The organism is Streptomyces sp. SLBN-118 (assembly GCF_006715635.1).
GTDB lineage: Bacteria > Actinomycetota > Actinomycetes > Streptomycetales > Streptomycetaceae > Streptomyces.
The window spans coordinates 422,476-448,383 of the sequence record NZ_VFNP01000001.1 but is presented as its reverse complement, the minus strand read 5'-3'; the positions used below and the strand labels follow the sequence as shown (position 1 = coordinate 448,383).

The window sequence follows — 25,908 nt, the reverse complement described above, 5'->3', positions numbered from 1 at the left end:
CGGCCGGGGGACACGCCTCGCCGACCCCGGGGCAGTCAATGTGGAGCTGGCAATGGAGCCGTGAACCTGCGATCAGGATTCTATTTGCATGCCTTCGCGAAAACGTCGCTCACGGCCCAAGTCAATTGCATATTCCCACGGCTACACTACTCTGCGAGCTTATTCACCGCTTTGGTGGGCGACTTTCGGGTCCTGCTGCTTGGCCTGGGAATGCCATATACCGTTCAGTGGAACAAGCCGGTGGCATCCACTGGCCTGTCCCCTCACGGTGGCGGCGCGTCCTGGCCGGTCCTGTCGGAGAGCGTGCGCAGGCGTGGCATGGCAGGGCGAGGGTGTGGGCCGGGCGGTGCAAGATGGACCGGCGTCCGAAGTGCGGTTCCTGACTGCTTGCGAGTGAAACGCGAGCCTTCGCACTCGCGTCGAACCCACGCAGTCGATCATGCCCGTTAGGGTCGGCTCCCATGCCGCTGAGCTGTGCCTTTGTGAATCTCAAGCCTGGAGTCGGCAAGACGACCAGCGCCGTATGGCTCGCCCACGCGCTTCACGAGTCGGGCTACTCGCCGCTGCTGGTCGACGGCGACCCGGCCTCCTCCGCACTGCGCTGGAGCGAACTGGCCGACGGCTTTCCGTTCCCCGTCATCGCCCTGCCCGTGGGTGACGTGCACCGCCGCGTGAACGACTTCCTGGGCAATCGGCAGGCTGTGGTGCTCGATGCGCCGCAGCTGGAGGACCATCCGCGCATCGCCCGCAGCATCATGAAGTACGCGGGCGAGTGGATCGTCCCGGTGACCCCCGCTCCCATCGAACTGGACCGGATGGCGCCAATCCGGTCCGAGATGGACGACGTCCAGTCCCTGCGCGCCGAGCCGGCCCGCAGTGCGGTCCTCCTGAACCGGACCAATCGTCCCGACGCCACACGCACCGGCCCCGATGCCGACGCCCGTGAGGCGCTCACCGAATTGGGGTTCGTGGTGCTTGACACCCAGATCGCGCGGCTCGAGCTGTACGCCCAGTCGTTCGGAAGTCCGGTACGGGCCGAGGGGTCGGCGTACATGGACCTCGCCGATGAACTCATCAAGCGTCAGGAACAGGCATGAAAGAGCGCAAGGACAGGTACCGCGCGGCATTGCAGCGCGGAGGGGACGTCGCTGCCCGGTCCTCCAAGGTCTTCACAGTCAACAGCAGGTACCTCCGGATGACCATCGAAGTGGACCCGGACCTGCAGCGCGACCTGACGCGATGGGCCAGTCTGCCGGTCTCGGCGCTGGTGCTCGCCGGCACGACAGTCCTGCGGACCTTGGCCGGCACCCCCTCGGCCGTGCCGCGATCCATGGACGGCGCCCGGCATACGGAGCCGTAGGCCTCGACCCGGCACGGCAGCCCGGAGGATGCGTCGAACGGCGGTACACCCGCCAGGTGCCGCGCCGTTTTCCCGGCGCGGCACCATTGCCCGGTCAGCAGCAGCGGCTGCTCGGGTGGGTCTCCCGGTGCTGGATGCGCAGCTGCTCGTACTCCCGGCGGGTGGGGACGGGGGCGCCTGGACGGTTGCGGCGGTGACGGTCGCAGTAGCGGTCGTAGGCGGCCTCGCCGGTGAACTCCCGTACGTACCAACGCAGTCCGTCCAACACTTGGCGGAGCGTCATTCGCGGGCTCCGGCAAGCTCCTTGCGGGGCCCCGGCACCGGTGCTTCGATCTGCGAGGCGACATACGGCGCCTCCGTGAGCGGCAGCGGGGAGGGCGAGCGCAGGGCGCGGACGCACACCACGGCCGCGTTGGCGATCACGGTCGCGACCAGCACGAGGAAGACGGCGATGAGGACACCGTCGACGGTTGAGTTGGTGACCACGGTGTGCATGTCGTCCATGGTCTTGGCGGGAGGAAGGACGGTGCCGGCGTCAATGCCGTCGGCGTACTTCTGCCGCTGGGCGAAGAAGCCGACGCGTGGGTCGTCGGAGAAGATCTTCTGCCAGCCGGCGGTGAAGGTGACGGCGACCACCCAAGCCAGCGGGACGGCCGTGACCCAGGCCCAGCGCCGCCGTCCGGACTTGACCAGGACGGTGGTGCAGACGGTGAGGGCGACGGCGGCGAGGAGTTGGTTGGCGATGCCGAAGAGCGGGAAGAGCTGGTTGATCCCGCCGAGCGGGTCGGTGGCGCCGGTGTAGAGGAAGTAGCCCCAGGCGGTCACGACCAGTGCACTGGTGATCCAGATGCCCGGCTTCCAGTTGACGCGGCCGATCGGCTTCCAGACGTTGCCGAGCATGTCCTGGAGCATGAAGCGGCCCACCCGGGTGCCCGCGTCGACCGTGGTGAGGATGAACAGCGCCTCGAACATGATCGCGAAGTGGTACCAGAAGGCCTTCATCGCGGCCCCGCCGAAGATCCCGGAAAAGATCTCCGACATTCCCACAGCCAGTGTCGGCGCACCGCCGGAGCGGGCTATCAGCGTCTGCTCCTCCACCGCCTTCGCGGCGGCGGTCAACTGGTCGGGAGTGACGGTGAAGCCGAGGCCCGCCACCGCCTGGGAGGCGGATTCGGCAGTGGCTCCGAGCAGTCCCGCGGGGGCGTTCATCGCGTAGTACAACCCCGGGTCGAGGACTGAGGCGGCGATCAGGGCCATGACGGCGACGAACGACTCCATCAGCATCGCGCCGTAGCCGATCATCCGTACCTGGGATTCCTTCTGGATCAGCTTCGGGGTGGTCCCGGACGCGACCAGGGCGTGGAAGCCGGACAGCGCGCCGCAGGCGATGGTGATGAACAGGAACGGGAAGAGGGAGCCCGCGAAGACCGGTCCGGTGCCGGAGGTGGCGAAGTCGCTCACCGCGTCAGCCTTCAGCGTGGGCGCCGCCACCAGCACGCCGACCGCCAGCAGCGCGATGGTGCCGATCTTCATGAAGGTGGAGAGGTAGTCGCGCGGCGCGAGCAGCATCCACACCGGCAGGACGGAGGCGACGAATCCGTAGCCGGCCAGGCAGAAGACGAGCGTCGTGGGGCTCCATGTGAAGGCGTCCGCGAGTGAGGAGTTCTCGATCCAGCCCCCGCCGACGATGGCGAGGAGCAGCAGCGCGACACCGATCAGGCTGGTCTCGGTGACCCGTCCGGGGCGCAGGTATTGCATGTAGAAGCCCATGAAGAGGGCGATGGGGATGGTCATGGCGACCGAGAAGGTGCCCCAGGGGGAGTGGGCGAGGGCGTTGACGACGACCAGCGCCAGCACACCCAGCAGGATGATCATGATGACGAAGACCGCGATCAGCGCGGCCGCCCCGCCGACCTTGCCGACTTCCTCGCGTGCCATCTGGCCCAGGCTCTTGCCGTCACGGCGCATGGACAGGAAGAGCACCACCATGTCCTGCACCGCCCCGGCGAAGATCACGCCGACGACGATCCAGATGGTCCCCGGCAGGTACCCCATCTGGGCCGCGAGCACCGGCCCGACCAGGGGGCCGGCCCCGGCGATCGCCGCGAAATGGTGGCCCAGCAGGACCCGGCGGTCGGTCGGCTGGAAGTCGACCCCGTCCTCCAGCCGCTCGGCGGGGGTGGCCCGGCTGTCGTCGAGGTTCAGCACGCGCCGGGCGATGAAGCGTGAGTAGAAGCGGTACGCGATGGCATACGAACCCAGCGCCGCGACCACCAGCCAGATGGCGGAGATCTCCTCGCCCCGGGCCAGGGCCACCATGCCCCAGGCGAAGGCGCCGAGCAGGGCGACAAAAGTCCACAAAACAATGTATTTCGGACGGAGTTGGATGGTTTTTGGCATGGAGGATCCTCGGCTCGGCGGGGCAGGGGTGAAGGGCGAAGGTGAAGGAGAACGCGGAAGGCGTCAGGGCTTGGGCCCACGCCGGGTCAGCAGATACGCCCCGAGGAGGGCGAGGCTGCACCCCGGCACCCACGCGAGTTGGTACCAGTAGAAGAACGGCACCCCAGCCAGCTGCGGCCGGCCCTGCGCGTACCAGGGCACCCAGAGCAGGGCGACCACGGGAGCGGCGAGGCAGACGCCGGCCGCGATCCGGCGCCGGACGTGGTGTGTGAGGGCGATCCGTACCACAGCGCTTCCTCGTTCCTGTCGGTCTGTGCAAGAGTTGCCGACGTCCGCGATTCGGTTGACAGCAGATTTCCAGGAGATTTCCCGGGGAGTCCTGTCATCGCAGCAGGCCCCCAGCGCAACTCGTATGCGACAGGGGTCGCGCACCCCCGAGGACACAAGGACGGTGACCGATGACCGATGGCCCCATGGCCGCGGCGTTCCTCGCCGTCATCGGCGGTGCGTCCCTGCTCGCCGTCACCGCCCGCCGCCTCCACGCCAACGACGACCTGCCCTCCCTGGAAGGCTGGGCGCTGGCCGACCGGAGTCTCGGCACCGTCTGGACCTGGTTGCTGCTGGGCGGCACCATCTTCACCGCCTACACCTTCGCCGCCGTACCCGGCCTCATCTACGGCAACGGGGCACCCGCCTTCTTCGCCCTGCCCTACACCGTGATCGTCTGCCCGCTCGCTTTCGTGCTGCTGCCCCGGATGTGGAGCGCGGCGAGGGACCACGGCTACGTCACCGCAGCCGACTTCGTACGCGGACGCTACGGTTCTGCGCCGCTGGCACTGGTGGTCGCGCTCACTGGCATCCTCGCCACCATGCCCTACCTCGCCCTGCAGCTACTGGGCATCCGCGCCATACTCACCGCGGGCGGGCTCTCCCCGAGTGCCGCCACCGGCGACCTGGCAATGGCCGCGATCTTCGCCGGTCTCGCGGTCGCCACCTACCGGCACGGTCTGCGCGCGCCCACCGTCATATCGGCGCTCAAGGGCGTGGCGGTCTTCTGCTCGGTGCTCGCCGTCAGCTGGCTCGTCCTGGCCCGCCTCGGCGGGCCCGGTGCCGTCTTCGACCAGGCCGCCCGACGGCTCTCCGGGCCGGACGCCGGGCACGCCTCCCTCGTCCTCTCACCGGACCAGCAGCCGGCCTTCGCCACCCTGGCCCTGGGTTCAGCGCTTGCCCTGCTGATGTACCCACACGTCCTCACCGCCGCCTTCGCCGCCTCCGGCCCCCGCGTCCTGCGCCGCGTCGCCGTAGCCCTGCCTGCCTGGACCGCGGTGCTCGCACTGTTCGGGCTGCTCGGCATTGCGGCGCTCGCCTCGGGCGTCGAGGCCCCCGAGGGCGGCGCCGAGGCCGCTGTCCCCATCCTGGTGGACCGCCTGATGCCATCGCCCCTGGCGGGTCTGGTCTTCGGCGCGATCACCGTAGGGGCGCTGGTCCCGGCCGCCGTCATGTCGATCGCGGCCGCGACCTCGTTCGTACGCAATGTGTACACCGAGTACTTCCACCCCACGGCCACCCCCAAGCGGCAGGTACGGATCGCCAAGACCGTCTCCCTCACCGCGAAGGCGGGAGCCGTCGCCTTCGTCTTCGGGCTGCGGGACCAGGACGCCATCAACCTCCAGCTCCTCGGTGGCGTCTGGATCCTCCAGATCTTCCCCGCGGTGGCCATCGGACTGTTCACCCGCCGGCTGCACCACCGGGCACTGCTCGCCGGATGGGCCGCCGGGATGGTGTTCGGCACGGTCATGGTCGTACGAGAGGGCTTCTCGCCCGTCGTAGCACTTGGCCTGCCCGGCCTGTCCGGCCATCTCCCGGAGATCTACGCGGGACTGGCCGCTCTGTTCATCAACCTGGTGATCGCGCTGACCGGCACCGTGGTACTGGACCGGATGGGCATTCCCCGGGGCACTGACTCCACCGCACTGCCTTCTGGCCTGAGCGCCGGGCACCGGCCCGGGACGGGAGCGAACAACTCATGAGACGCACGATCAGAACCACGGCTGTCCCGCAGCCTGCGGGGCAGCCGGTCGTAAACGGCGGCGCGGCCGACGACACGGCCCAGCCGGGGCGGACGGCCTCACCGGCTCCTGTGCCGGTCTCGGCCGACCCGGTCGGACAGGAGCGGGAGGCGGTCGTCGCCCGGCTCTTCGACCAGCACTATGCCGCGATGCTCCGCCTCGCCGTGCTGCTGGGCGCCGACGACCCCGAGAACGTCGTGGCCGAGGCCTACTACCAGATCTACCGGAAGTGGCGGAAACTTCGGGATGCCGAGTCCGCGGAGGCGTATCTGCGCTCCACCGTCTGCAATCTGACGCGCATGCGCATACGCCATCTCCAGGTGGTCCGCCGGCACGCCGAGGTCTCCCCCGCCGAGCCGGTCGCCTCGGCCGAGAGCTCGGCCCTGCTCCGTGACGATCAGCGGGTGCTGGTGGGCGCCCTCCAGCAACTGCCCACCCGGCAGCGCGAAGCCCTCGTGCTGCGCCACTGGCTCGGCCTCAAGGAAAGCGAGATAGCCGCGGCGATGGGCATTTCGGCAGGATCGGTCAAGACGCACACTGCGCGCGGCCTCGCCGCTCTCACCCAGGCAATGGAGGCACGGCGATGAGCACCACTCCAGGCGCCCCCGGCACCGAAAGGCAACTCCGCGAGGCCCTTGAAGCCCTCGCCCACCAGGTGCAACCCGCCCCCGACGCCTATCGCAGCGCCCGCGGTGACTGGCTGCGCCGAGAACGCAGGCGCCGCCTGGTCCTCGCGGTCCTCATCACGGTGGTCTTCGCCCTCGCCGTACTGATCGGACTCTGGGTCCTCAACCAAGCGCCCTCCGGCTCCGGAGCGATCTTCACCGGCGCGCACAGCCCGGTCGCCTCAGCACCCACGACGACGCCGATCGTCAGCCCATGAACGTGTAGCGCGCAAGGGCCGATGGCGCAGCGGACTGCTCCGGCGGAAATCCCGGATGCGATGCACAGCGTCCCGTGGTGGGATGCGCCGCATGAGCGACTTGCTGCGTGACCGTATCGAGCAGTACTACGCCACCGTGCCGAGCTGTTCTCCGACGCCGAAGAGTTCGGTCCGCTGCGTCTGTTCGTGCGGAAGGAGGTGCGGCGGGCCGTACGGAGCTGTCGGCGGTGGCCGAGGAGCTGACCGAGGACGGCACCGTTCGGGCGGTCCGCCTCACGATCCGTGCCGGGCACAAAACGCTCATCGCTGCGTTCGCCTCTGACGGCACCCCGCTGGCCGTCGGCCAGTATCACCCGGCGAACGGCACCAATGAGATCGGTGGCATCGGCACGCTTCCCGTCGCCCGCCGCCAGGGCCTGGCCGCCGCGGTCACCACGGCCCTGGTCACCCACGCTCGCGACCATGGGTTGAGCACCGTCTTCCTCGCTTATGCGGACGACGCCGTCGCCCGCGTCTACGCACGCCTGGGCTTCCGCCCTGCCGGCAGCACCCTTCTGATCGCCAACCAGCCCGCGCGATCCTAGGGTTGCAGGCTGAGTTTCGACCGGGGCGGGTGGTGACCCACGTAGGGACGGAGCAGCGGCGAGGCCGGGCTGCTCCCCCCGTAACAGAAGGAGCAGCCCGGCCTCGCAACACCGCTGCGGTGGCTCATCACCGGGCGGCCCAGACCTGAAGTCGCAGCCGGACCGCGGCGTGACGATGGGCGACTGGCCCGGTCCGTCAGCCCCCGAACGTACCGGTGGTCTCCGCCTTCCAGGCACCGCCCGTGACCTGGTAGACGGTGAGCTGCTTGTTGGTGGCGTCGCCGTATTCGTCGAAGGAGACCTTGCCCATGACTCCGTCGAAGGAGACCTTCTGCAGGGCCTCGGTGACCTTGGCGCGGGCGTCGGAGGGCAGCTTGCCGTCCTTGGCCACGGCCTTCACCGCCTGGATGATCGCCCAGGCCGAGTCGTAGGAGAAGCCACCGTAGGCTCCGTACGCCTCCTTGTAGCCGACTGCCTTGTAGTCCTCGATGAACTTCTTGGCGGAGGGCAGGTCCTCGACGGGCGCGCCGACCGAGGTGGCCAGGTCGCCGTCGCCGCGGGCGCCGGTGAGCTTGAGGTACTCGTCGCTGTAGATCGCGTCGCCGCCGATGAGCGGGATCGTGGCGCCCGACTTCTTGACCTGCGCGCTGAGCGGGCCGGCCACCGGGTACTCACCGCCGTAGTAGACGACGTCCGCGCCCGAGTTCTTGATCTGGGTGGCCACGGAGCCGAAGTCCTTGGCTTCCGGGTTGACGTGCTCGGTTCCGACGACCGTGCCGCCGAGCTTCTTGAAGTGGGCGGAGAAGGTCGCGGCCAGGCCGGCGCCGTAGGTCTTCTTGTCGTCGACGACGAAGACCTTCTTCTTCTTGGCCGTGTTGTACAGGTACTCGGCGGCGAACGGGCCCTGGATGGCGTCCGTGGTCGCGGTCCGGAAGTACGTCTTGAACGGCCGGACCTTCTTCCCCGTGTCCCACTTGTCACCCTGGGTGAGGGCGGGGTTGGTGTTGACCGAGACCTCGACCACCTGGGCTGCGTCGAAGACCTTCTGCATGGACTGGGCCACCGAAGAGTTCAGCGGGCCGACGACTCCGAGGACGCTCTTGTCGGCGACGAGCTTGGTGGCGTTCTGCTGGCCGGAGGAGGGCTGTGCCTGGTCGTCGAGAGACTCGACCTTGAAGGTGACGCCGGGCACCTCCTTGTTCTTGTTGGCCTGCTTGACGGCGAGGTCGACCGAGTTCTTCATGCCGAGGCCGAGAGCGGAGAGCTCCCCGGTCAACGGCGCGTCGAAACCGATGGTGACGACGGTGGAACCGTCGCCGGCGGCGTCGTTGGCCTTGCCTGTGTCGCGGGAGCCGCACGCTGTGAGCGAGAGTGCTCCGGCGGCGAGCGCGGCGGTGACAGCTATGAGAGAACGGTTGCGCACGATCGGTCCTTCCCCTTCGAGGCGCTTGACCGCGCGGTCGGGACCGAAGGTCGGTCCTCTGGCGCGGCGGCTGGCGTGACTCTAGATGGCGTCCACCGCAGTGAGCAGGGGGGACGAACCGCTGTGATTCTCTTGTGATGGCGCTCCTGAGGAGGAGGACTTCCCCTCATCGGGCCGCTTCGGCGGTCACGATGCGGCGGTGGAGCGTCCTCGGGGATGTCGACAGGCGGAATGGCTGCAAGCCGCGGGACGGTTGGCTCAGTGACCGATGTCGTGGTCGCCCGCCTTCGACGAGTCCGCTCTCGTAGGCGAAGATCACGATCTGGATGCGGTCGCGGAGAGCCCACCGCCCTGGCCGTCGGCCGACACGGAGTGGACCGCGGTTCCGAGACCGTCGTCGAGCACCTCGATGGTGAGGCTGCCACTGTCGCAGCTCAGGCGCACCTCGGTGTGGGTCCGCGGTCCGCTGTGCTTGAGCACATTGGTCAGTGCCTCCTGGACGATGCGGTATGCCGACAGCTCCACGCGGGCCGGGAGAGCAGCCTCGACACCGCCGGTCACCGAGACATCCAGACCCGCCCTCGACACGACGATCGTCCGCATGGTGCTGGTGCCCGCGGCCATGGCGCTGATGGGGCACGCGAGTTGGTGGCTGCCCCGCTGGCTCGACCATCGGCTGCCCCGCATCGGCGTCGAGGACACGGACCGGGAGCCTCGCCCCGAGCCGGTGCTGGTGCCCGAGCCCGGGAGCCGGCGATGAGCGCTCCGCCACGGCCTGGGAGGTTGTGAGTTGGCTGGTGGTTCGCTCAACGTGTTGGCCCGCTGATCCCATGGGTCCCTCCCGCCACTCCTGGCGCGGCCTTTCCCGCCGATCAGGACACACTCGGACTCGCAGCCGGCAACTTCGGAGAAAAGACGCCAGAAGATTGCATCCGGCCTGCGGTGCCATCGCTTTCCGTAGCCTCAAAGCCAGTTGAACGAGGGCAAAGCGGTCCGAGTGAGGTCCCGCCGAGTGAGGCCTACGAGCGCGGCCTTTGCGAGTGCTGCCGAGGATGGGGAATGCATGTCTGATCTGCTTGCGGCTGCAGCCGCCGTTACCCCGTTCCTGAGCGCGGCAGCGGTGGGGTTCGCGGGCACGCTGGCCCAGTCGGCGCAGAACCGGCTCGCGGACAGTGCCGTGGAGCGCGGACGCCACCTCCTCGGCGGACTGCTGCGCAGGCAGGCCGACAACTCGGCGGTGAGCCCTGAGGAAACAGCTGCAGTCGAAGCCGTCGCCCAACTGACGGAAGAGGACCGGCTGGTACTGGAGGCGGCGATCGGACGGTGGCTGGCGGGCGGTTCGCTGACGGGCGAAGCCCTGCTCACCCACGTACGACGCACCATGGAGTCGAACCGGCCCGGTGACACCATCACCGTGACGTCCCATGGTGAGAACTCACCGGCGATCGGCCAGATCACCCACGCTGAGTTCCACATCGGACGCCGCCCTGACGGTGGAGCCCGTCGGTGACTCCTCCTCGCTCCACCGACACCTACCATGTGGACTCAACAGGCTCCGGATCGCTGACGATCGGCAAGGTCGGCCGGGTGGTGCTCAGCCTCTTCGCCGGTGATGTGACCGAGTTCTCCGGCACGGCCAAGCGCTGGAGCGGCTGGAACTGGCCACCCTTCTTTCTCGTACTGGCACTGGGCGCCACAGCGCTGATCATGGGGCCGCCCGGACCGACTCGTCAGTTCGCCTGGGTGTACGCTGCGATCGGCCTCGCCGTGGGGCTCTCCTTCTGCCGGGTCGTGGGCGTGGGGGGCGAGAGCCGCTCGCCCGTACCGCGTGCGCTCATGCAAGGCTCCGCCCTGCTTCTCTCGGTCCTGGGTCTGGTGGGAATGGACCATCTCGCCGAGCACGGCGAGATCGACGTCACCGGACGCACGCATCTGTCGCCCCCGGGTCCGATGACGCGCACGTCCGCCGCGCAGATCGTCGTGGACGGCGACGCGCAACGCTCCTGGCTCCGTCTGACGCTGGCGGTTGAGGATGCCGCTCCGCGCGAGCAGTCCTGCACCCCCGAGAGCGAAATTGCGCTGCAACTCGTCGGGGGAAGCAAGTCCGGCCGGGTCGACGGGGTGCACGCGGGGACGCCCGTCGAACTCCGCCTCGGGGGCTCACGCACCGCGGTTCGCGTCCAGGTCGCCCTGTCGGCAGAAGAGGGCTGTCTGCTTGCTGTTTCCGTCGCCAGTGCGGCGTTCCACGACTGAGGGGGAGACCATCAATCGCACACCACCCACGCGGCCGGGTTGCCGACCGCCGCGACGGTCATCAGCCTGCGGCAGGGCCGCGCTTGCCATCGCAATCACCACTGCTCTGACGGCCTGCGGCCTGCTGTCGGGCGACGACCCACAGTTCCTTGGCGTCAGGAGAGTCACCGTTGCGATGCACAACGATCTGCCGGGGATCTCCTACACCAAGAATTATGACCGTTCAGGCGTGGACTATCTGCTCTTCAAGCGTGTGAAGGAGGAATTGGGGGTCCCGTTCAGTGAGCCGGTCGATGTTTCGTCGGGGGACCGCATCGCTCAACTGGAGGGCGGAACGGCGGACATGGTGATCGCATCGTTCTCCATCACGCCGGAACGGATGCGCAAGATTGATTTCGTCGGTCCCTATTTCAAGACTCGTCAGGGCTTCCTCGTGGGCCCTGACGGCTGGGACATCACAAAAATCGAGGATCTACGAGGTAAGCGGGTCTGCACCTGGGACGGCACCACCTCGCAGGAGGCGCTGGCCAACCTCAAAGGAATGGGTGTGGTCGTGCAGGTCCTCGACGACGCCTCCGACTGCATCGAGGCTCTGGTGGGTGGTCAGGTCGCCGCTGTCTCGACCGACCAGGCAATCCTTTACGGATTCGCTCAACAGCACGCTGCTGACGGCCTGCGCGTCCTCCCGGGGGTCACCATCGGGGGGCCTCAGCTCTACGGAATCGGCTTGCCCAAGGGGCATCGCGCGGACTGCCGGAGACTGGCCGGCTGGCTGAAGGAGTTCGTGGGCACCAGCGAGTGGACGGGGGACATCGTGACCTCGCTGCCCGCGTTGCCCATCGCGGACCCCGGCTGGATCAGCACCCATAAGCCGAGCGACTCTTCGATCGACGCCCGTTCCTGCCGTGACAAGCCGAGTCCTTGAGGGACGCTCGGCGTCCCCACGCAGCCGCCACCGCATTCGGTACGACAGGGGCTTGCGAGAACAGGCGGGTCACAGAGGCAGCGAGACCCGCACGGCCTTGCCCCGCCGATCGGGATCGGAGCGCACCTCGAGGGTGCCATCGACCTCGGAAGCGAGGTCGTGGACCAGCCGCAGGCCCCGCCCGCCGGTGTCATCGGGGTGCGAGGGGGGCAGCACACGTGGAAGGCCCGGGTCGGTGTCGTGGACGGCGATCGTCAGAGAGCGGTCGTCGGTCACCAGCGTCAGCTCGGCGCGGGGGGAGCGCCGGGCGGCGTGCTTGACGGTGTTGGCCACCAGTTCGGTGATGATCAGCAGCGCGCGGTCGAGGCAGTCATCCTCCATGTCCGGAGTGCCCCCGACGAGGATGGCTTTGGCCGCGCGACGGGTGGCGGGGACCGAATACGCGTCGGTCCGGAACGTCATTTCGTAGCGGAACCGGGGGGCGCCGAGGGCCTGGATCAGGGGTTCAGGTGCCATCGCACCGTCTGCGCGGCCACTTTGAACCTGGGTTGTATACATTGCCAGTGACCGTCCTGACTTGTGTCGGACTGGAGAGATGGACTGCGGTCGACCTGATGTCCCGCGGAGAGGGAGCGAGGCTGAGGCCGTGGGTCGGCGGTGGAGAGCCACCTTTTCGCCGACAGCTGGAGTTATGCATACATGTTAAGTAGGGGTGCGGGGGGTGTGTCAATGGCCTCACAGGAAGGATCACGGTGTTATGTCCGGCAATGTCGGGCACTGTAACGGTCCGCGCTGTCGGCGGGACGGAGTGTGCCGCCGGAGCCCGGGCTCAGCCGCGGCGGACGATGGCCTGCAGCTCTCGTGCCAGGCGGGCGACGGCTGCGTCGGAGGTCTGGCGCCCTGCAAGGGCATCGTGTGCGACTGCCTGGACGGCCAGACTCACCTGCTCGTAGCGCGGACTCTTGGGGCGGGGTTTGGCTGTCAGGACGCTCTGCTTGAGCGTCGGCAGGTACGGGAACCTGCGCACCAGGGCGGGGTCCGAGTACAGGGCAGCCCGCACGGGTGGCAGTGACCCCTGGGTGAGCACCTGGCGCTGGACGCGCTCGCTGGTGAGGTAGGCGATCAGCTCGTTTGCCGACTTCTGATGTCGTGAGCCGGCGTTGACGGCGAGATTGGAGCCTCCGAGGACGCTCGAGCCCTGGCCGTTCGGTCCGGGCAGCGGGATGGCGCCGACCTTGCCGGCGATCTCGGAGCCTTTCTCGTTGGCCAGGTCGTACACGTATGGCCAGTTGCGCAGGAAGAGCAGGTCGCCATTCTGGAAGGCGCGCCGGGATTCTTCTTCCTTGAAGGTGAGGGCGTCCCTCGGTATCCAGCCGTCGCGAACACCGCGGGCGAGGAAGTCCAGGCCTTCGCGGGCGGCGGGGGAGTCGACGGTGACCCGGGTTCCCTCGTCGCTGAGGACCTGGCCCCCGGCGGACTGGATGACTTCTGCGATGTTGACGGTGAGCCCTTCATAGGGAAGGTATTGGCCGGCGTAGCCGTGAAGGCCGTATTTCGGCGCGATCGACTTCGCCTCACTCTCGAGTTCGCGCCAGGTGCGCGGTGGCTGCCGGCCCTCTCGCTGGAGTAGATCCTTGCGGTAGTAGAGCAGCCCCGCATTGGTGACGTAGGGGACGGCATAGAGCTCCCCCTGGAAGGTGGCGGTGTCCACAACGGGAGGCAGGAAATCGTCCAGCGGGAACCGTTCGGCGTCGAGCGGGCTGATCCAGCCGGCGGCGGCGAATTCCGAGGTCCACGTGACGTCGATGTTGAGCACGTCGAATCGGCCGCTGCCCGAACGCAAGCCGGTCGCCATTTGTGCGCGCACCTCGTCCGCAGCTTCCGGCAGCTCGATGACCTTCACCTTCTCGGCAGGATGCGTGCGGTTCCATTCGCTCAGCACGTTGCGCAGGTAATCTGTCAGGTCACCGCCAGTCACGAATGTCATCGGACCGGTCTCAGAGGGCCGTTGCGCGCTGCCCCCGTCCCCCGTGCAGCCTGCGAGGAGCAGGGCCGTGACGGTGAGCCCTCCAGCAGCGGCTCGCGCCCACCGCATAGACGCCTCCTTCGTACGGCGCGTTCGTCGCTCTCCCGGCGTATGCTCTATGCATACCTGTTAGCCATTACGGATCGTAGAGCTGGCAGGAAAGAAAGCAAAGCCGGAGGAAGTCACAATCGCCTCCGCGATCTGCGGCGAGGGGAAAGATGCGGAGTGCGTCTCGCCCTGCTGGTGCTCTTGTCCAAGGGGCCGGCTCATGGATATGAGCTCAAGCAAGCTCTTGAGAGGCTCATGGGTGCAGCTTACTCTCAGCCCAACATCGGACAGATTTATGTCACTCTCAGTCGCCTGGAGAATGCAGGTCTGATCCAGGGACAGGAAGTCGCCCAGTCCCGTCGGCCGAACAAGCGCATCTACGAGCTCACCGAAGCCGGGCGAGAGGCAGTGGCCGACTGGTTCGAGGAGCCGGCCGAGCCCAAGGTGCGGGACGACTTCTTCATGAAGCTGGCGCTCGCCCGTGAGACGGGGGCCGCCGACCAGATCGGGCTGATCAACAAACAGCGTCGCTACTGCCTGAATGCCATGCGTGACCTGTCCAAGCTCGCAGCCTCGGAAGACCGTGACAAGCGAGTCTCGCATTTGCTGATCGAGGGTGCCATGCTGCACCTACAGGCTGACCTCGACTGGCTGGAACGCTGTCAGGAGGAGCTGGAATGAGCCGCGACGACTCGTCTGCTGCTGATGTTCCTCAGCCGATGGTGAAGGCGCAGGGTCTGGTCAAGACGTACAAGGCGGAAGGCGCCGAGGCGCGAGCCGTGCGTGGCGTCGATCTCCATATTGAGCCAGGCGAGTTCGTTGCCGTCACCGGACCCTCCGGCGCCGGCAAATCCACGCTCCTGCATTTGCTGGGTGGCCTGGACCGCCCGGACAGCGGGCAAATCTGGCTGGACGGCCGACAGGTCGACTCGCTGAGCGAGGCTCGCTGGGCAGTGCTGCGCCGGCGCAGCATCGGCATCGTCTTCCAGTTCTTCAACCTGATCTCGAACATGACCGTGGCCGACAACATCGAACTCCCGGCACTGCTGGCCGGCAAGAGCCCGCGGCAGGCGAGGGCAAGCTGCGAGGAACTGCTCGCCGAGCTGAGCCTGGAAGGCAAGATGCGCAGCATGCCCGGTGAGCTGTCCGGAGGCGAGCAGCAGCGGGTGGCGCTGGCTCGTGCCCTGGTCAACCACCCGCGCCTGCTCCTCGCCGACGAGCCGACCGGCAGCCTGGACAGCAAGGGAGGCCGCGATGTCCTGCGCCTGCTCACCCGCTTCCATCAGCGCGGCCAAACCATCCTGCTGGTCACCCACGACGCGAGGGCTGCCAGCACGGCGGACCGAGTGATCAGTTTCTTCGACGGTCAGGTAGTCGACGACGCGGTGCTCGGCGGGCCCGAGCATGTGCCGGGCAGTGTCGCCGACATCTTGAGAATCAAGGGTTGACCGATGCGGGCCACCGTGCGGTGGGCACAGGCCGACCTTCGGGCCAACCGCGGCGAGGCACTGTTCATCGTCCTGGCCACCGCAGGGATCATCGCCTCCCTGCTGCTGGCGGGCGCGCTCCTGCAATATGCGGCCAACCCGTGGCAGCGCGTCTTCACCGAGTCGTCCGGCGCACATGTATGGATCCACACGCGGGCAAACGAGCGCACCCAGAGGCTGACCGACATCGACGGTGTCGCCGCCTTCTCCGGGCCCTTCCCGACCGCCGCGGCCACCGCCGAGAGCCGGGGCACGAGGGTGTCACTGGAGCTGCGCGGTGCCCCGACCAAACCCCCCAAGGCGGCTCGCCCACTGGTTGACTCCGGACACTGGCTGGAAGCCGGCGTTCCCAATGGCATCGTGCTCGAGCGATCGGCCGCCGATGCACTGTGGGCCAAGGCCGGCGACGTCCTGCGGGTCCGCGGCAGCGACGGCAGATACACGACTCTTCGCGTTGTGGGGGTCGCCGACACCGCAGAACCGCGCTTCGTCCGTGGGGTGCGGCCCGGTGTCGCCTGGCTGCTGCCCTCGGAGCTTCACCGGGTCGAACCCGACACCCGCCGGGTCGGGCAGACGGTCGGACTGCGGCTGGCCGATCCCCAGGACACCGATTTCGCCGTGCAGCAGGCGGTTACGTTGATCGGTGCCGACCAGGTGGCCAGCGTCTCCACGTGGGACGAGGCGCGGTCCGAAGCGGAAGGCGACAACCGCCTCCTGGGACTGCTGCTCGGCTCCTTCGGTCTGGGGGCATTGCTGGCTGCCGCTCTCGCGGTGACCGGAGCAATCAGTACCCGCGTTCGCGGCCATCTGCGGGACATCTCTGTCCTGAAGGCCATCGGGTTCACACCCGGTCAGGTCGTACGCGCGTTCCTGGTAGAGCACGCGGCCTTCGCGGTCGTCGGAGTTGCCTTCGGGGCGATCGTCACGGAGTTGCTGGGTCCCCGGATTCCCGGCCGCATCGGGGACGCGATGGTGCTGTGGCGCGACCTGCCCGAGCACGCCTGGAGACTCCTTGCCACGTCACTCGGGGCGGTTCTCGTCATCGCAACGGCGACCGGCCTGGCCGCCTGGCGTGCCGGTCGCGTCTCACCCATTCCCATCGCCCGAGGAGCCACCAAGAGCGGCCGTCGGCTGTCCAGAACTGCCAGATTCGCTCTGCGGCTCAGAACGCCGCCCGCACTCGTGCTCGGCTGGCGCGGCGCCTTCCACCGCCCGGCGCGCGCAGCAGCGGCCGTGGGTCGGCTCGCGCTCCCGCTGCTGATGATCACGATCGCCCTGGGTGCCTGGTCGACTCTCGACCGCTTTGAGAGCCGGCCCGACGATGTAGGGCTTGCCGCAGAACTTCGCGCCAAGCCGGAGGGCATCGACGATGCGACGGCACGCAGGCTGCTGTCCGATCAACCGGGCATCACAGCGGCCTACCCGGGCGTCGAAGTCGCGGCGCTGGTCCCCGGCCAGACCAGGACGATCACGCTCCGCGGCCTGGGCACCCCGGAGCACCCCTACCCCTTCACCATCGCCGAGGGCCGCACCATCCAGAACTCGGACGAAGCCGTGGCGGGCCAGGGGCTTCTTGAGCTCATGGGAGCGAAGGTCGGGGACTGGGTCCGCATGACCGTCGGAAGCAGCCCGCAAGTCCTCCACATCGTAGGCCGCAGTATCGAGCCACAGGACGGCGGCCGGGTGATCTCCACGACCGTCGACACGCTCCGCGAGGGGGACGCCTCACTGCGGCCCGAGTTCTACAACCTGGTCCTGACGCGTGCGGCCGATCCCGATGAAGTGAGCACCGCCCTGGCCGAGTCCTCCCAAGGCGGTCTCGAGGTCCGGAAGAACACCAACCCCGCCGACCAACTCTCCGCCGCCCGCGGGGTGATCATCGGTCTCGTCGGAGTGCTCGCCTTCATCGGTCTGGCGGAACTGTCCACCGTCATCGCCGCCGGACTTCGCGAACACGGCCGCGACCTTCTGGCTCTCAAAGCCATCGGGCTCACCCCCCGCCAGATCACCGCGGTGATCGTCACAAGCACAGGGTTCATCGCGGCGGCAGCAGCCCTGACAGGAACTCTCCTGGGCGTGCGCGTGTCGACGTGGCTGATCGACCTGCAGGGGCGATCGAGCGGGCTCGGCGCGGGCGTTGCTCAGCCACCCTCCCCGGCCATGCTGCTCCTGCTCGGGGGAGCCGCCGTCGCCGGGGCGATCGCGGTCTCGGCCCTGCCGGCCGCGCGCGCCTCCCGGCGCAGGCTGGCGGACACGCTCAGCGATGTCATGTGAGCGTGTGGGGCGACCGCTGTTCGAGGCTTGTTCCCCCCTACGTTGCGCCTGGCTGCTGGGCGGCCACGCGCAGGCGCTTACCGCGCCTGCCCGTCACCCACTTGACCGGGATCAGCACCGCCCACCACAGCTTCGCGCCGGTGGGGGAGACGAAGGCGAGCGGCACGGCGACGGCGAAGACCAGCACCGTCGACGCCAGATCGATCACATCGTTGCGTACGACGGGATCGGGCAGCGCCGCACTGCACAGCCACGGGCGCTTCCACAGTGCGACTGTCAGCGCGAGTTGTGCGGCACCCATGGCCGCGACGGCTCCGCAGTACACGGCCACCGCCTGCGGCTGGTCTCCGTACTCGGCCAGCAGGGTGGTGGGGAAGGGCATCAGGGCGACCAGCCCCAGGCTCAGCAGCCCGAGCCTGATGACCGTTCCATCCACCTCGCTTGTGTACTGGAAGATCTGGTGGTGACCCCGCCAGAACGCCGCGATGACCAGAAAGCTGAGGGCGTACGCCCACACGTTGGGCGTCACATCCCCCAGCGCGTGCCTGAAACCGGCGGGGTTCAGCCCGGCGGGCACGGAGATGTCCAGTGCCAGCAGCGTCAACGCGATGGCGAACACGCCGTCCGACAGCGCGAGGAGTCGGGCCGAGCCCCCCTCCTCGTCCCGCACTCGCTGGTGGCCGATCACAACCCCTCACTCTAGGGTCGAATGCCCCGGAATAGTCGGATTGATCAATCCCAGGGTGGCGCCTCAGCTCCTGGGGGACCTCGGGCTGATCGGGTGTCACCGGGAAGCCCAGTTCCAGGCGATGGGCATTGTCTTCCCGCCGAACCGGGCGATGTCCCGTGCGGCGGCGGGGCACCCTCCCCGCCGCCGTGGCGGCCGAACCTGGGCCCGGCTCCCACCCCGGAAGCGGCAGGGGTCAGCGAGCGTCGGCCGGCACGGGCGCCTGCTCCGTCGCGGGCGCACTGGGCGCGTTCGCCGCGATTGCCTTGCCGGCCTCGACGACCCGGGGGCCGTGCTGTCCGCGAAGGCCGAGCCAGCTGATCACCGCGACGAGCGCGAAGGCGACGGCCCCGATGCCGAAGGTGAGGGTGAACCCGGATTCGACGGGCAGCGGCGGCACACCCGCCGGCAGGTGGTCGATGGTCTTGGAGGCAAGGATCGTGGTGACGACGGCGCTGCCGATCGCGCTGCCGGTGGAGCGGGAGATCGAGTTGATGCCGTTGGCGATGCCGCTCTGGTGGTGCGGAACGCTCCCCATGATGACGGCGGGCATGGCGGCGTAGCCGAAGCTGACGGCCGCGCCGACGATGAGGCCGGCGCCGATCACCGAGGAGGTGTGCGCGTGGTCGAGGGCCAGCCAGCCGAAGCCGACGGCTCCGAACGCTGCGGCCATGCCGAGCACGAACCGGGGGCCGCGGTGGCGGACCAACTGGCCGCCGACAGGCGAGGCGAGCAGCGAGACGATCGCGCCGGGCAGCAGGAACTGGACGGACGCGCGCAGGATGGAGGCGTCGAAGCCGAAGCCGGTCAGGGCCTCGGGCATCTGCACGAGGTAGGAGACGCCGAGGAAGTTCGCGAACATGCCGAAGCCGACGAAGATGCCGGCCAGGTTGGCCATGAGGACGGGGCGGTGGACGAACATCCCCATGTCGACGAGCGGCTCGCGCACCGTGCGCTCGACCAGCACCCAGACGGCGGTCATGACGGCCGCGCCGGCGAAGCTGCCCAGCGTACGGCCGGAGGTCCAGCCCCACTCATGGCCCTGTGAGATGGGCAGCAGGAGCAGCAGCAGGGCGAGGCCGAGGGTCAGCGCGCCGAGGAAGTCGGTGCGGCCGCCGGTCTTGTGCCGGGTCGCGGGGACCAGGAAGACCACGGCGAGCAGGGCGAGGACCGCGAAGCCGGTCGCCATCCAGAAGGCGTTGCGGTAGTCGGCGCCGTCGCCGGAGGTGAGCAGACCGGTGGCGACGAGTGCGAGTCCGCTCCCGAACGCGAGCGTGCCGCTGACCAGTGCCATGGCGCCGGGCAGCTTCTGCGGCCGGACCTCTTCACGCAGGACGGAAAGGGCCAGCGGGAAGATCGCGGTGGCGGCACCCTGGAGCACCCGGCCCAGGATCAGCAGCGGCAGCGAGCTCGCGACCGCGGCGATGACGGAGCCCGCGACCATGACGCCGAGTACGGCCACCAGGGTGGGCTTCTTGCCGTGCTGGTCGCCGAAGCGGCCGAGCAGCGGGGTGAAAACGGCGGCGGACAGCAGGGTGGCGGTGGTCACCCAGCTGACGTTGGCTGTCGAGGTGCCGAGGTCGTTGCGGATCAGTCCCAGGATCGGGACCGGCAGGGTCTGCATCATCGACACGACCATCGCGGCAAGGCTCAGGGCGAAGACGATGACCGTCTCGTTCCTGTGCCGGGCATCGGCGACGGGCGAGGGTGCGGCGGTGCTCATGGGAGTGGGACCTTCTCAATGCTTCAGAGCGCAGATGTTTGATGACATCAAGTACTTCGCAGACTGTAGTCCTCAATAGTTAAGAGGGTCAAGTAAATAATTGAGAATATGAAGCACCTTGAGTAGGCTCGAGCCATGAGCGCCACCACCCCGCAGGCCCCCACCAAGCTCCAGCTCCTGGAACTGCTCGCCGCCATCGGCACCGCCCAGTGGCGCGATTTCGCGGCCACCGCCGCCCAGCACGGCCTCACCTCCACCCAGGCCAAGGTCCTCGCCCAGCTCGACGGTCCGCTGCCGATGCGCGGCCTCGCCGCCCTGCTGGTCTGCGACGCGTCGAACGTCACCGGGATCGTGGACCGCCTGGAGGCCCGCGAGCTGGTCCGCCGTGAGGCCGACCCGGCAGACCGTCGCGTGAAGAACGTCGTCGCAACCGACGCGGGCCGCGAGATCATCCGGCGCGTTCGCGAGGAGATGCAGGAGACGCACGGCGCCCTCGATGCCCTGGACGAAGCCGAGAGCGCGACGCTCTACGCCCTGCTGGAGCGCCTGCGACTGACGATGGCGAAGGATGCCTGACGGTCCCGCGGCCTGTGCGCGTCGGCGCTTTCGGCGTGTATTCAGGCGACGCGCAGGATGCTCTTGCTGAGGGTTGTGCCCTCGGCGAGGCGCCGCAGTCGGGCCGCCGACCGGTTCGAGGATCACGTCGAACGTCTCGTCGCCGAGCTCGGCCGGGAATTCCTCGCGCAGCAGGAGCTGGTCATGGCCGAACTGGGCGGCGTACTCGGCCCTGATGTGATTGCCGACCACGCCGACGATCAGGTCGGCCCCGGCCGGTCGGGCGAACTGGGCGGCGAGCGTGCCGACTGAGCCGGCGGCGGCGTGGATCAGCACAGCCCGAGGCCGCCACCGCAGGCGTCCGTGGTCGCCCTCCTTACGGCAATTCAGCGGGCTCGGCCGCTAGCGCGTCGCGGGCGGCGGTCTGTGCCTCCTCCCGGTCGTGCGGGACCAGGCCGATGCGGGTGCGGCGGTCCAGGATGTCGGACTCGTCGAGGGCTCCCTCGTGGCGTACCGCCCACCGGAGTTCGGCGCCGGTGACGGGGTGGCCGGGGATGACGGGGCGGGCGAGTGCGGGGTCGGCGAGGCCGAGCGCGTGGATCTGGCCGGCTTCGCTCCCGTACCGGCGGACGAGGCGGCGGGGGGCGTCGAGGGCTGCGAGTGCACCTGGGCCGGCGGCGCCGACGAGCGGGAGGGTGGCCGTACCGCTGGGGCCTGCGGCCAGGTTGCGTACGGTGACGGCGGCGTCGACGGCGTCCTGGGCCATGCGCCGGTAGGTGGTGAGCTTGCCGCCGACGACCGTGACGACACCGTCGGGTGAGGTCAGCACCGCGTGCTTGCGGGAGATGTCGGCGGTGCGTGCGGAGTCTCCCGTGGTGTCGAGGAGGGGGCGCAGTCCTGCGAAGGCACCCATGACGTCGTTCCGGGTCACCGTGACGTCGAGTGCGGAGCCGAGGACGTCGAGAAGGAAGCCGATGTCGGTCTCCGGAACTTCGGGTACGTCCGGGATGTCGCCGTCGACGGGTTCGTCGGTGAGCCCCACGTACACCCTGCCGTCGCCCTGCGGCAGGACGAGGACGAAGCGGTTGGTCTCACCGGGGATCGGGATGTGCATGCCGGCGGTGAGGCTGCCGAGATCTTCGGAGCGCAGGACGAGATGCGTTCCGCGGGAGGGCCGCAGGCGGATGTCGTCGACGAGGCCGCCGGCCCATACGCCTGCGGCGTTGATCACCGTACGCGCCCGTATCAGCAGTTCCTCGCCGGTGAGCTCGTCGCGGACGCGGGCGCCGGAACCAGTGAGCTGGAGGGCGCGGGTGCGGGTGAGAATGCGTGCGCCGTGCGCGGCCGCGGTACGGGCGATCGCGGTCACCAGGCGGGCGTCGTCGGTGAGTTGGCCGTCCCAGGACAGCAGCCCGCCGCGCAGGCCGGCAGGCCGGAGCGCGGCGGCCATGTGACGCGTCTCCACCGCGGAGAGGGTGCGGGGGGCGGGGAGGGTGGCGCGTGCGGTGCGGGCCGAGGCGCGCAGCAGGTCGCCGGCGCGGAAGCCGGCCCAGGCGAGTGCGGCCTGACCACGGGAGACGAGCGGGGTGAGCGGCAGCACGAAGGGCTGGGCGCGGACCAGGTGCGGGGCGGTGCGTTCCATGAGGATGCCGCGTTCGACGGCGCTTTCGTGGGCGACGTCGAGCTGGCCGGTGGCGAGGTAGCGCAGTCCGCCGTGGATGAGTTTGGAGCTCCAGCGGGAGGTGCCGAAGGCGAGGTCGTGGGAGTCGATCGCGGCGACGGTCAGTCCGCGGGTGGCGGCGTCGAGGGCGGCTCCCGCGCCGGTGGCTCCGAGGCCGACGACAAGGACGTCGACCTGTGTGCCGTCGGCGAGTTCGGAGAGTTCGCGGCTGCGGCGTGCGGCGTTGAGTGAGGATGCCGCGAGGGTGGTCGGGCTGCTCATGGTGTGAGGGTCCTCTCCAGAAGGGTCCGCAGTTCGCCGAGGAAGGACCTCTCGGTGAGTTCGGGGTCGGCCTCCTCGGTCATCGTGCGCAGCGACAGCGTGAAGGACTGCACGACCAGCAGCAGGGAGCGGGCCTGCAGGCCGGGGTGCATGGCGCGGACGGATCCGTCGGCGTGGCCCTCGGCCAGGGCGCCGGTGATGAGTCCGAGCAGCGCGTCCTGGCTGGCGCCGCGGCGGTCGAGCACGTAGGGCAGGAGCAGTTCGGGGTCCACGTCGATGATCTTGTGGAAGAGCGGGTGTGCGCGGAAGGCGTTGACACCGGCGACCAGTCCGTCGACGAGGCGGGTGCGCGTCGGTGTGCCGGCGTCGATGTCCGGCATGGCGCCGACGGCGAGCGCGATCCATTCCCGGGTCATCAGGTCGCCGACCAGGGTTCGTACATCCGGCCAACGGCGGTAGAGCGTCATACGGGAGACCCCGGCACGACGGGCCACGTCCGTGAGGGTCGTCCGGCGCACGCCGACGGCGAGGACGCAGTCGCGTGCCGCGTCGAGGACGGCATCTGTGTCCGATTGGTTGTGACGAATGGGCGTCATCTGTCACAGTGTAATGCCAGTGCCGGACGCACGGCACGGCCCAGGCAAGACCGACGGTGAGGAACGGCCCAAGTGACCCAGAAGGACATGTTGTGGAGCGGCTGGGGCGACCCGGACAAGGCGGCCCCGCTGCCCGACTCGGTGATCGGTCTGCTGGCCGGTCTGCTCGGCGTCACACCGCGCGAGGACGAGCCGGCTCAGCTCGACGGCATCGCCGTCCCTCCGTCCCCGCTCGCCGAGGACGCGCTCCGAGCGCTCGCCGAGTGCCTGGGCGACAGCGCACACGTACGCACCGATGCCGAGAGCCGTATCCGGCACACCCGGGGCAAGTCGACCCCGGACCTGCTGCGCATCCGGGCCGGTGAGGTCGACGACATCCCGGCGGCGGTCCTTCTGCCGGGCGGCCATGACGAGGTGCTGGCGGTGCTGCGCGTCTGCGCCGAGCACGGTGTGGCGGCCGTGCCGTTCGGCGGCGGGACCTCCGTCGTCGGAGGACTCGCACCGGAGTCGAAGCGCTGCTTCGTCGCGCTGGACCTGCGCCGCCTCGACGGGCTGCTCGCCCTCGACGAGGTCTCACGCACCGCGACGCTGCAGCCCGGCCTGCGCGCGCCGCAGGCGGAAGCGCTGCTCAACGAGCGCGGCTTCACGCTGGGCCACTTCCCGCAGTCGTACGAGTGGGCATCGATCGGCGGCTTCGCCGCGGCTCGCTCGAGCGGTCAGGCCTCGGCCGGCTACGGCCGCTTCGACGAGATGGTGCTCGGCCTCACCGTCGCCACCCCCGAAGGCACCTGGGAGGCGGGGCGGGCGCCGCGCTCGGCGGCAGGGCCGGACCTGCGTCAGCTGATCCTCGGCTCCGAGGGCGCGCTCGGCGTGATCACCGCGGTGACCGTGCGGATCAGGCCGCTGCCCGCGACCCGGATCTACGAAGGGTGGCGCTTCGCCTCGTTCGAGGCGGGCGCCGCGGCGCTGCGCATGCTCGCCCAGGACGGCCCGCGACCGACCGTGCTGCGCCTGTCGGACGAGACAGAGACGTTCATCGGCCTGGCCCAGCCGGACAAGATCGGAAGCTCTGACGCACCCGCGGCGGCCGGATGCATGGCGATCGCCGGATTCGAGGGCACCGCCGAGGACACCGCGGACAGCCGCGCGCGGGCCCGCGAGGTGCTCCTCGCGTGCGGTGGCGAGTACGTGGGGGAGGAGCCGGGGGACCGCTGGGCGCACGGCCGTTACAACGCTCCGTACCTGCGCGACGCGCTGCTGGACGCGGGCGCGTTCGCCGAGACACTGGAGACCGCGGGCTTCTGGTCCGCCCTTCCGGCCCTGTACGACGCGGTGCGCCAGGCACTCACCGACACGCTGACCGAGGCCGGCACACCGCCGCTGGTGATGTGCCACATCTCCCATGTGTACGAGAACGGCGCGTCGCTGTACTTCACGGTGGTCTCGGCACAGGGCGACGATCCGGTCGCTCACTGGGCTCCGGTCAAGCGAGCCGCGAACGACGCGATCCTTGCGTCCGGCGGCACGATCAGCCACCACCACGGCGTGGGGACCGACCACCGAGACTGGTACACGGAAGAGATCGGTCCGGTCGGCGTCCGTATCCTGCAGGCCGTCAAGGCCGAGATCGACCCTGCCGGGGTTCTCAGCCCCGGTGTACTCATCCCCGTCCGCTGACTCCTCAAGGCCCCCGCCGTCCGAAAGGCGCACACATGCGACAGTTCACCGCGGTCGTCAACCCCGCCGCAGGGGGATCCAGCGGTACGGCGGCGCTGCTTCCGCTGGCCCGCCTCCTGCGGGAGGCCGGGGCGCAGATCGACACGCAATACAGCCGCAGCCTGGGGCACGCCGGGGAGCTGGCGCGGCAGGCCGGGGAGCAGGGGCACATCGTGCTCGCCGTCGGTGGCGACGGCATAGCCGGCTGCATCGGGGGAGTGCTCAGCGGTACGGACACCGTGTTGGGGCTCGTACCGGCGGGCCGCGGCAACGACTTCGCCCGGGCGCTCGGGGTGCCCACGGATCCTGCGGCCCTCGCCGAGGTGCTGCTTGGCGGCACAGCGAAGCCGATCGACACCATCGAGGTCGAATCGGCCGTCCACGACAGGACGTCCGTGCTGGGCAGTGTGTACGCGGGCGTCGACGCGGTCGCCAACCGGCACGCGAACACCTCCCGGCTGCTGCGCGGCGCCGCCTCGTACTACGCGGGCGGACTGCGGGCTGTGGTGACGTGGCGCCCCGCCGCCTACCGCATCACGGTCGACGGCGTGGCACACGAGCGGCGCGGCTACACGGTCGTCGCCGCGAACTCTGGCTACTACGGGTTCGGCCGCCATATCGCCCCGGACGCGCGGCTCGACGACGGGCTGCTGGACGTCGTCGTGATCCAACACGCGCCCAAGCGGCTGTTCTTCGCGATGATGAACGAGCTGAAGACGGGCGCGCATCTGAAGCGGCCGCAGGTGGAGGTGCTGCGGGGCAAGGAGGTCCGCATCGAGGCCGACCGGGACATTCCCTACGGCGCGGACGGCGAGGTCGACGCGAGGCTTCCGGTCACGGTCAGGGTGCAGCCGGGCGCGCTCAGGGTGTTGTGCTGACAGCTGGTCCCCGCAGTACCCGGCCCGCCGGTCGCGCGA

At 69.2% G+C, this 25,908-nt stretch carries 27 protein-coding genes and 1 pseudogene; 16 read left to right on the top strand and 12 right to left on the bottom strand.

Translation table 11 applies throughout. The features are described 5' to 3' along the window. Positions 1–461: 461 nt before the first annotated feature. Together FBY35_RS02210 and FBY35_RS02205 are read left to right on the top strand one after the other, a co-directional pair. Complete coding sequence (locus FBY35_RS02210) at positions 462–1,097, top strand: ParA family protein (RefSeq protein ID WP_142212152.1); 636 nt, start codon at positions 462–464, stop codon at positions 1,095–1,097. Further along, positions 1,094–1,360 (top strand): hypothetical protein, encoded by a 267-nt coding sequence (locus tag FBY35_RS02205; RefSeq protein WP_142212151.1) that lies wholly within the window; start codon positions 1,094–1,096, stop codon positions 1,358–1,360. The genes FBY35_RS02210 and FBY35_RS02205 overlap by 4 nt, the downstream gene beginning before the upstream one ends. Positions 1,361–1,454: 94 nt before the next feature. Here FBY35_RS02205 and FBY35_RS02200 read toward each other — a convergent pair whose 3' ends face one another. From FBY35_RS02200 to FBY35_RS02190, 3 genes are all read right to left on the bottom strand, one after another. Continuing rightward, a complete protein-coding gene (locus FBY35_RS02200; RefSeq protein WP_142212150.1) occupies positions 1,455–1,643 on the bottom strand; it encodes a YbdD/YjiX family protein in 189 nt (62 codons plus the stop codon). Then, the gene (locus tag FBY35_RS02195; protein WP_142212149.1) at positions 1,640–3,760 is read right to left on the bottom strand and encodes a carbon starvation CstA family protein; all 2,121 of its coding nucleotides are present in this window, start codon (positions 3,758–3,760) and stop codon (positions 1,640–1,642) included. The genes FBY35_RS02200 and FBY35_RS02195 overlap by 4 nt, the downstream gene beginning before the upstream one ends. A 63-nt stretch (positions 3,761–3,823) precedes the next feature. Further along, positions 3,824–4,039, bottom strand: a complete 216-nt coding sequence (locus tag FBY35_RS02190) for a DUF3311 domain-containing protein (RefSeq protein ID WP_142214846.1) — start codon at positions 4,037–4,039, stop codon at positions 3,824–3,826. Between the two features lie 179 nt (positions 4,040–4,218). Between FBY35_RS02190 and FBY35_RS02185 the strand changes: the two genes are divergently transcribed. The 4 genes from FBY35_RS02185 (at position 4,219) to FBY35_RS02170 (ending at position 7,296) form a co-directional block, all read left to right on the top strand. Further along, on the top strand, positions 4,219–5,790 hold the full coding sequence (locus FBY35_RS02185; protein ID WP_142212148.1) for a sodium:solute symporter: 1,572 nt from the start codon (positions 4,219–4,221) through the stop codon (positions 5,788–5,790). Further along, positions 5,787–6,416 carry an RNA polymerase sigma factor gene (locus tag FBY35_RS02180; protein ID WP_142212147.1) on the top strand — a complete coding sequence of 210 codons (630 nt, stop codon included), beginning with the start codon at positions 5,787–5,789 and terminating at the stop codon, positions 6,414–6,416. Before FBY35_RS02185 ends, FBY35_RS02180 begins: the two co-directional genes overlap by 4 nt. Next, positions 6,413–6,712 carry a hypothetical protein gene (locus tag FBY35_RS02175; protein WP_142212146.1) on the top strand — a complete coding sequence of 100 codons (300 nt, stop codon included), beginning with the start codon at positions 6,413–6,415 and terminating at the stop codon, positions 6,710–6,712. The genes FBY35_RS02180 and FBY35_RS02175 overlap by 4 nt, the downstream gene beginning before the upstream one ends. Positions 6,713–6,939: 227 nt before the next feature. Continuing rightward, positions 6,940–7,296, top strand: a complete 357-nt coding sequence (locus tag FBY35_RS02170; protein ID WP_260848474.1) for a GNAT family N-acetyltransferase — start codon at positions 6,940–6,942, stop codon at positions 7,294–7,296. A 196-nt stretch (positions 7,297–7,492) separates the two neighbouring features. Here the strand turns inward: FBY35_RS02170 and FBY35_RS02165 are convergent, their stop codons facing one another. Beyond that, a complete protein-coding gene (locus tag FBY35_RS02165) occupies positions 7,493–8,719 on the bottom strand; it encodes a branched-chain amino acid ABC transporter substrate-binding protein (protein WP_142212145.1) in 1,227 nt (408 codons plus the stop codon). A gap of 315 nt (positions 8,720–9,034) precedes the next feature. Then, complete coding sequence (locus tag FBY35_RS02160; RefSeq protein ID WP_186357006.1) at positions 9,035–9,322, bottom strand: sensor histidine kinase; 288 nt, start codon at positions 9,320–9,322, stop codon at positions 9,035–9,037. Here FBY35_RS02160 and FBY35_RS36330 point away from each other — a divergent pair. The 4 genes from FBY35_RS36330 (at position 9,321) to FBY35_RS02145 (ending at position 11,897) form a co-directional block, all read left to right on the top strand. Next, positions 9,321–9,479 carry a hypothetical protein gene (locus FBY35_RS36330; RefSeq protein WP_186357005.1) on the top strand — a complete coding sequence of 53 codons (159 nt, stop codon included), beginning with the start codon at positions 9,321–9,323 and terminating at the stop codon, positions 9,477–9,479. The genes FBY35_RS02160 and FBY35_RS36330 overlap by 2 nt on opposite strands. A gap of 303 nt (positions 9,480–9,782) precedes the next feature. Continuing rightward, complete coding sequence (locus FBY35_RS02150; protein WP_142212142.1) at positions 9,783–10,229, top strand: hypothetical protein; 447 nt, start codon at positions 9,783–9,785, stop codon at positions 10,227–10,229. Then, the gene (locus tag FBY35_RS36840) at positions 10,226–10,972 is read left to right on the top strand and encodes a hypothetical protein (protein WP_260848473.1); all 747 of its coding nucleotides are present in this window, start codon (positions 10,226–10,228) and stop codon (positions 10,970–10,972) included. Before FBY35_RS02150 ends, FBY35_RS36840 begins: the two co-directional genes overlap by 4 nt. Before the next feature lie 175 nt (positions 10,973–11,147). Next, positions 11,148–11,897: a transporter substrate-binding domain-containing protein gene (locus FBY35_RS02145; RefSeq protein WP_260848472.1), complete on the top strand. Its 750-nt coding sequence runs from the start codon at positions 11,148–11,150 to the stop codon at positions 11,895–11,897. A 69-nt stretch (positions 11,898–11,966) separates the two neighbouring features. On the opposite strand, the gene FBY35_RS02140 is transcribed toward FBY35_RS02145, so the two are convergent. Further along, a complete protein-coding gene (locus FBY35_RS02140; RefSeq protein WP_160159199.1) occupies positions 11,967–12,413 on the bottom strand; it encodes an ATP-binding protein in 447 nt (148 codons plus the stop codon). Positions 12,414–12,726: 313 nt separating this feature from the next. Then, positions 12,727–13,992 carry an ABC transporter substrate-binding protein gene (locus FBY35_RS02135; RefSeq protein WP_142212139.1) on the bottom strand — a complete coding sequence of 422 codons (1,266 nt, stop codon included), beginning with the start codon at positions 13,990–13,992 and terminating at the stop codon, positions 12,727–12,729. A 156-nt stretch (positions 13,993–14,148) separates the two neighbouring features. Here FBY35_RS02135 and FBY35_RS02130 point away from each other — a divergent pair, with 156 nt between their 5' ends. Genes FBY35_RS02130 through FBY35_RS02120 form a run of 3 tightly spaced genes read left to right on the top strand, consistent with a single transcriptional unit; the run spans position 14,149 to position 17,732 of the window. Then, the gene (locus FBY35_RS02130; protein ID WP_142212138.1) at positions 14,149–14,652 is read left to right on the top strand and encodes a PadR family transcriptional regulator; all 504 of its coding nucleotides are present in this window, start codon (positions 14,149–14,151) and stop codon (positions 14,650–14,652) included. Next, positions 14,649–15,419: an ABC transporter ATP-binding protein gene (locus FBY35_RS02125; protein WP_142212137.1), complete on the top strand. Its 771-nt coding sequence runs from the start codon at positions 14,649–14,651 to the stop codon at positions 15,417–15,419. Before FBY35_RS02130 ends, FBY35_RS02125 begins: the two co-directional genes overlap by 4 nt. A 3-nt stretch (positions 15,420–15,422) precedes the next feature. Then, a complete protein-coding gene (locus FBY35_RS02120; RefSeq protein ID WP_142212136.1) occupies positions 15,423–17,732 on the top strand; it encodes an ABC transporter permease in 2,310 nt (769 codons plus the stop codon). 37 nt (positions 17,733–17,769) lie between these two features. Here the strand turns inward: FBY35_RS02120 and FBY35_RS02115 are convergent, their stop codons facing one another. Together FBY35_RS02115 and FBY35_RS02110 are read right to left on the bottom strand one after the other, a co-directional pair. After that, positions 17,770–18,420 carry a TMEM175 family protein gene (locus tag FBY35_RS02115; protein ID WP_260848471.1) on the bottom strand — a complete coding sequence of 217 codons (651 nt, stop codon included), beginning with the start codon at positions 18,418–18,420 and terminating at the stop codon, positions 17,770–17,772. A gap of 235 nt (positions 18,421–18,655) precedes the next feature. Next, entirely contained in the window at positions 18,656–20,182 is a 1,527-nt protein-coding gene (locus tag FBY35_RS02110; protein WP_142212135.1) for an MFS transporter, read from the bottom strand. Positions 20,183–20,317: 135 nt separating this feature from the next. On the opposite strand from FBY35_RS02110, the gene FBY35_RS02105 reads away from it, so the two are divergent. Then, entirely contained in the window at positions 20,318–20,758 is a 441-nt protein-coding gene (locus tag FBY35_RS02105; RefSeq protein WP_142212134.1) for a MarR family winged helix-turn-helix transcriptional regulator, read from the top strand. A gap of 156 nt (positions 20,759–20,914) precedes the next feature. Here FBY35_RS02105 and FBY35_RS36835 read toward each other — a convergent pair. From FBY35_RS36835 to FBY35_RS02090, 3 genes and pseudogenes are all read right to left on the bottom strand, one after another. Beyond that, a pseudogene (locus tag FBY35_RS36835) lies at positions 20,915–20,989 on the bottom strand (hypothetical protein); the annotation flags it as partial. Positions 20,990–21,113: 124 nt separating this feature from the next. Next, positions 21,114–22,679, bottom strand: coding sequence for a glycerol-3-phosphate dehydrogenase/oxidase (locus tag FBY35_RS02095; RefSeq protein WP_142212133.1), 1,566 nt, complete (start codon positions 22,677–22,679; stop codon positions 21,114–21,116). Next, a complete protein-coding gene (locus tag FBY35_RS02090; RefSeq protein WP_142212132.1) occupies positions 22,676–23,275 on the bottom strand; it encodes a TetR/AcrR family transcriptional regulator in 600 nt (199 codons plus the stop codon). Before FBY35_RS02090 ends, FBY35_RS02095 begins: the two co-directional genes overlap by 4 nt. Before the next feature lie 87 nt (positions 23,276–23,362). Here FBY35_RS02090 and FBY35_RS02085 point away from each other — a divergent pair, with 87 nt between their 5' ends. Together FBY35_RS02085 and FBY35_RS02080 are read left to right on the top strand one after the other, a co-directional pair. Next, entirely contained in the window at positions 23,363–24,952 is a 1,590-nt protein-coding gene (locus FBY35_RS02085) for an FAD-binding oxidoreductase (protein WP_142214844.1), read from the top strand. Positions 24,953–24,987: 35 nt separating this feature from the next. Beyond that, positions 24,988–25,869, top strand: a complete 882-nt coding sequence (locus tag FBY35_RS02080; RefSeq protein ID WP_142212131.1) for a YegS/Rv2252/BmrU family lipid kinase — start codon at positions 24,988–24,990, stop codon at positions 25,867–25,869. The last annotated feature ends 39 nt before the right edge of the window (positions 25,870–25,908 follow it).